Source organism: Candidatus Aegiribacteria sp. (assembly GCA_021108435.1).
Taxonomy (GTDB): domain Bacteria; phylum Fermentibacterota; class Fermentibacteria; order Fermentibacterales; family JCC-6; genus Aegiribacteria.
Genome location: JAIOQY010000068.1, coordinates 1 through 4,242 on the forward strand (window position 1 = coordinate 1; position 4,242 = coordinate 4,242).

General features: G+C 45.5%; 5 protein-coding genes. All 5 read left to right on the forward strand.

What is annotated here, in order from left to right; genetic code table 11:
• Nucleotides 1–75 precede the first annotated feature (75 nt).
• The 5 genes from K8R76_04005 (at nt 76) to K8R76_04025 (ending at nt 4,058) form a co-directional block, all read left to right on the forward strand.
• Nucleotides 76–1,080, forward strand: a complete 1,005-nt coding sequence (locus K8R76_04005; protein ID MCD4847335.1) for a hypothetical protein — start codon at nt 76–78, stop codon at nt 1,078–1,080.
• Between the two features lie 94 nt (nt 1,081–1,174).
• Entirely contained in the window at nt 1,175–2,881 is a 1,707-nt protein-coding gene (locus tag K8R76_04010; protein ID MCD4847336.1) for a PQQ-binding-like beta-propeller repeat protein, read from the forward strand.
• Nucleotides 2,882–3,018: 137 nt separating this feature from the next.
• Nucleotides 3,019–3,279, forward strand: a complete 261-nt coding sequence (locus K8R76_04015) for a BrnT family toxin (protein ID MCD4847337.1) — start codon at nt 3,019–3,021, stop codon at nt 3,277–3,279.
• Complete coding sequence (locus K8R76_04020; GenBank protein MCD4847338.1) at nt 3,269–3,496, forward strand: BrnA antitoxin family protein; 228 nt, start codon at nt 3,269–3,271, stop codon at nt 3,494–3,496. Before K8R76_04015 ends, K8R76_04020 begins: the two co-directional genes overlap by 11 nt.
• Before the next feature lie 97 nt (nt 3,497–3,593).
• The gene (locus K8R76_04025; protein MCD4847339.1) at nt 3,594–4,058 is read left to right on the forward strand and encodes a GNAT family N-acetyltransferase; all 465 of its coding nucleotides are present in this window, start codon (nt 3,594–3,596) and stop codon (nt 4,056–4,058) included.
• The last annotated feature ends 184 nt before the right edge of the window (nt 4,059–4,242 follow it).

Consider the following 4,242-nt stretch of genomic DNA (forward strand, 5'->3'; position numbering starts at 1 on the left):
AGCAGAATGTCAACACCGTTTTGGCTTAACATCCATCTGCTGAACTGAAACGTTAGCCAGAAAAAAGGAAAAGAAATGTTCTCAAGGTTGGACGAAGCGAGAAAGGTAGCCATATCCTTGCTTGATACACTTGAGAATACCACATCACCCATTGATAGAATTCTTATGAAGACAAAGCGTTTAGCAAGGCTGATGAGAGATTCTGATGCACAGTACTGGCTAAACTTAGAATCGAAAGGATATCCTGAGGGATTCTCAGCATCAAAGCTCGGAACTTGTCTAAAGTATGTTCTATCAAGTGGAAGAGTAAATAGGAAAACCTCAAAGTACTATATCCATAGTCTTCCTGCTATCGAAGCAAATGTTGAATCTGATGAAGTGCTAATATCATCATTAAAGACTTCGAAGCCAATATCTTCAAATGCCAAGGATTTCATTGAAAAGAATGCGACTGAAGCCCTAATGGCTACTAAGTTAAAACTCCAGGCAAAACAGATAGAGAGTTTTACCTTTATCAAGGGACTATACTCGTCACTAAGAGCTTCAATCCATGACTATATCACTGATACTTATCTATCAATAGAATTGGGCGATATCGCGGAGGCTATTTTCGAAGAAGCAAGGAATGAAGTAGATACATTTGTCCGATCACACTGTCCAGAAGCAGCTGAAAAACTAATCGCCATAAACGAGAGAATGCAGGATGGCTCTTCTGAATCAAGAACTGCTGCACTGACATCATGTCGCCGATTATTAATGGCAATTGCTGATTCAGTGTTTCCTGCAAGAGAAGAAGACTGGACTGATGCATCAGGAAACAAAAGAAGAGTTGGATCCGAACAGTATAAGAATCGTTTATTAGCATACATTTCAGAATCTTATCAGAGTGAAGGTTCAGAGGCAATCGTCGAAACTGAATTGCATCATCTCGCAGACCGTCTCGATGCCATATACGATAAAACCTGCAAGGGAGTACATGTCGATGTGCAGAAACAAGAAGCCCGTCTTGCGGTCATTCATACCTACTTATTCATTGGAGAAGTCGCAAATCACACAGAATCAACTGAATCTGAGGGCTAACAACTGCATGAACCAGGCGCAGGGGCAGCTGGATTAGGTGGGGTAGTACCTGCGCTGGTTATGCAGAGCGTTATGGAAGTGAATGGAGGACAAAATGATTTTCGGAATGATCCTTGCAGCAATCCTGATATCCACCACTAATCTTACAATCACCGAACCTGTCGATGGCGAGACCTACGATGGTGACTGGCTCCCCCTCCGAGCAATCGTGGAGAATGAGAACGAGGTTCCGGACTCAGTCCACTACTCTCTGAACGGTCAGCTGGTGATCCAGATCCCACGCCTCAACACAGACTGGTACACCTACATGGCCAACGACTGTCGCACAGGTTACTCGGAATCACCAGCCCCGCATGACAACACAATCCTGTGGACTGCGCCAATCAGTGGAACTTTTCACGAGTTTGTTTCTCCTGTGGTAGTCGATGGCAGGGTCTACTACGCTTCTGAAGAGGACGAGATCGCATATTGTCTTGATGCCGCCACCGGAGCGGAGATCTGGCGTTTCGAGAATATAGGCGACAGCATAGATGATGCAATGCATGTACAGGATGGTAAGGCATATCTGGCCTCCGATTCGATATGGTGCCTGGACGCCCTTACGGGTGACAGGATATGGGCTTTCAGTGACGCTAACTACGGTTTCGCAGGGCCTCCGGTTCCCTATCAGGGGAGGGTATTTGCTAGTGGTTGGCCCTTTGTTTACTGTCTGGATGACCTTACCGGTGTGGAAATTTGGAGAACGGATTCACTTCCTTCCTGCAACAGCAGCATGACAGCCTGGAACGGAATGCTGTTCGTTCCCACTCACCTCCCCACCGGTTCACATGGCTTGATGTACGCTCTTGATACATTTTCAGGCGATATTGTATGGGTCGCAGAAGGTTTTGGTATTTTCTGGGATTCTTCTCCCGTTGTGGTAGACAGCACTTTCTACATCGGAGACTGCGATGAGGAGGCTAACCTTTACGCCTTTGACCCGTTTGATGGTTCCAGTGTCGCTCTATGGGGTCCCTACGACGGTGCTATCGAATCGACTCCAGCAGTTTTTGAAAATCGTATATTTTTCAGTGCCTACCCCCTGATCTACTGTGTGAACCGGCTTACGGGTGATGTTGAATGGGAATTTGATCCTCCAGGTCAAAACTACCTGCATGGGTCTTGTGGAGTAGCAGACGGCTTGGTCTTCTGGGGTGATTGTTGTTACCCCCCCGATTCAGTGGCACTCATCCATGCAGTGGACATCGATACTGGAAACGAAATATGGAACTATGAAACAAATGGAGGACCATTGGGAATCCAATCCAGCCCATCCATCGTGGACGGGGTGATGTACATCGCCGCCACTGACGGAAACCTCTATGCCTTCGGAACAGGTCTTAAGTACACCTACCGTGAAGATTATTTCTATGCGGACGTGGGCCCGAACGAACTTATCGTGACATCCTTCGACGGGGGTGCTGCTGTTGTTGCAGATACCATTAATTTCACAGTCACACAAACTGGCATTACCCTGGAACCTTCCAGCAGGCTTGCTCTATGTGCCAGTCCGAATCCATTCTACTCCGCGGCATCGATATCCTTTGAGCTTTCAGAGCCGGGATGGACATCAGTAACTGTCTATGACTTATCAGGAAGGATCGCCACAACACTAACTGATACCGAGCTTGTTGAAGGGCAGCATACGATCCTTTGGAACGGGATCGGCAATAATGGACAGGCAGTTTCTGCTGGTATCTACATATGCAGGATACAGTCGGGAGGGATTTCTGAAACCACTGGATTGTGTCTATTGAGATAGAAGCCATAACCAGAGGCTGCAGTGGAATAGCACCTGTCATTCTATTTCCCCAAACAAGCACTATCCACTGAGCCTTGTGTTCGAATCAGGAAATCTACACTTGACATGCACCACCACTGAGGTATAAATAATATACCATGTTATTTGAATTTGACACTCGCAAAAGCGAAAAAAATGCAGAGAAGCACGGGATCGATTTCGAAAAAGCACAGAAGCTATGGGATGATCCTGATTTGATTGAAATTCCTGCAAGAACAGAAGATGAACCGAGGTATATGGTCATCGGAATGATCGATAGAACCCATTGGTCGGGAATAGTCACATACCGAGATTCATCTATTCGGATCATCTCTGTACGACGATCCCGTGATGAGGAAGTGATAATTTATGAAGGCTAAGGATTTGGACAGGAAGTTCGACAACGGTGACAATATCCTTGAATATCTGGAACTTGCTCAAGCACGACGAATCGAACAGAAACAGAAGAGAGTAAATGTTGACTTTCCTATCTGGATGATTCACTCGCTGGACAAGGAAGCCAGGCGTCTTGGTATTCCTAGGCAGTCTCTGATTAAAATGCTTATTGCCAAACATATAGAAGAAGCCAGAGCATAATCTGGATTCGAACAAACGGCTGCAGCAGACAAGATACACCTGATATCGGAATTGTCTTCATATCTTGCTGCTGAGCCTTAGCGTTCGAAGGAAAAATATGGAAACACCTTTCGAATTTATTAACCCCGGTAAACTCATTGATGACGATCTTGAACTGTTTTTAGTAAAAAAAACGCAAGCTGATCCAATCAAGAAGTATTCGCCTAGCTACGAGTTCGAGATGCGCCACACAAAGACTTCTGAGTGCATGGGATGCATCCGACTTCGAATCGCCTCTGCTCGTACCCTCCAATATCCAGGTCATATCGGATATGAAGTAAACGAAGAATACCGGGGACACCGGTATGCAGCTCGCAGTTGCTATTTATTGCGATCACTCGCCCTGGATCACGGTCTGAAGGCACTGTGGCTAACCGTTGATCCAAAAAATATTCCATCCAGAAAGACTTGTGAAATTATAGGTGCACAATATGTTGAGACAGTACGTATTCCAAAGAATCATGAAATGTATGAGCATGGTGCACGATATCGATGTCGATATCGACTTGATGTAAAGAAATGATTTTCGAACAATCAAATCCAACAGAACTGCAGCTCAGAGCATTAGAGTTCAAGTTATTGCAGTCTGTTGATTTGAGGCGTTCTGCGGAGAAAACGAATATGACCAAAACGGAAATGACTGACTATTACGCAAAACGCGCTTCTGAGTATGAGCTTATCTACCAGAAGCCTGAGCGTCAAACAAA

What these genes read in the sequence shown, in the direction of transcription:
- K8R76_04005 (MCD4847335.1), top strand. Translation starts at nt 76, where the DNA reads ATGTTCTCAAGGTTGGACGAAGCGAGAAAGGTAGCCATATCCTTGCTT.
- K8R76_04015 (MCD4847337.1), top strand. Translation starts at nt 3,019, where the DNA reads ATGTTATTTGAATTTGACACTCGCAAAAGCGAAAAAAATGCAGAGAAG.
- K8R76_04025 (MCD4847339.1), top strand. Translation starts at nt 3,594, where the DNA reads ATGGAAACACCTTTCGAATTTATTAACCCCGGTAAACTCATTGATGAC.
- K8R76_04010 (MCD4847336.1), top strand. Translation starts at nt 1,175, where the DNA reads ATGATTTTCGGAATGATCCTTGCAGCAATCCTGATATCCACCACTAAT.
- K8R76_04020 (MCD4847338.1), top strand. Translation starts at nt 3,269, where the DNA reads ATGAAGGCTAAGGATTTGGACAGGAAGTTCGACAACGGTGACAATATC.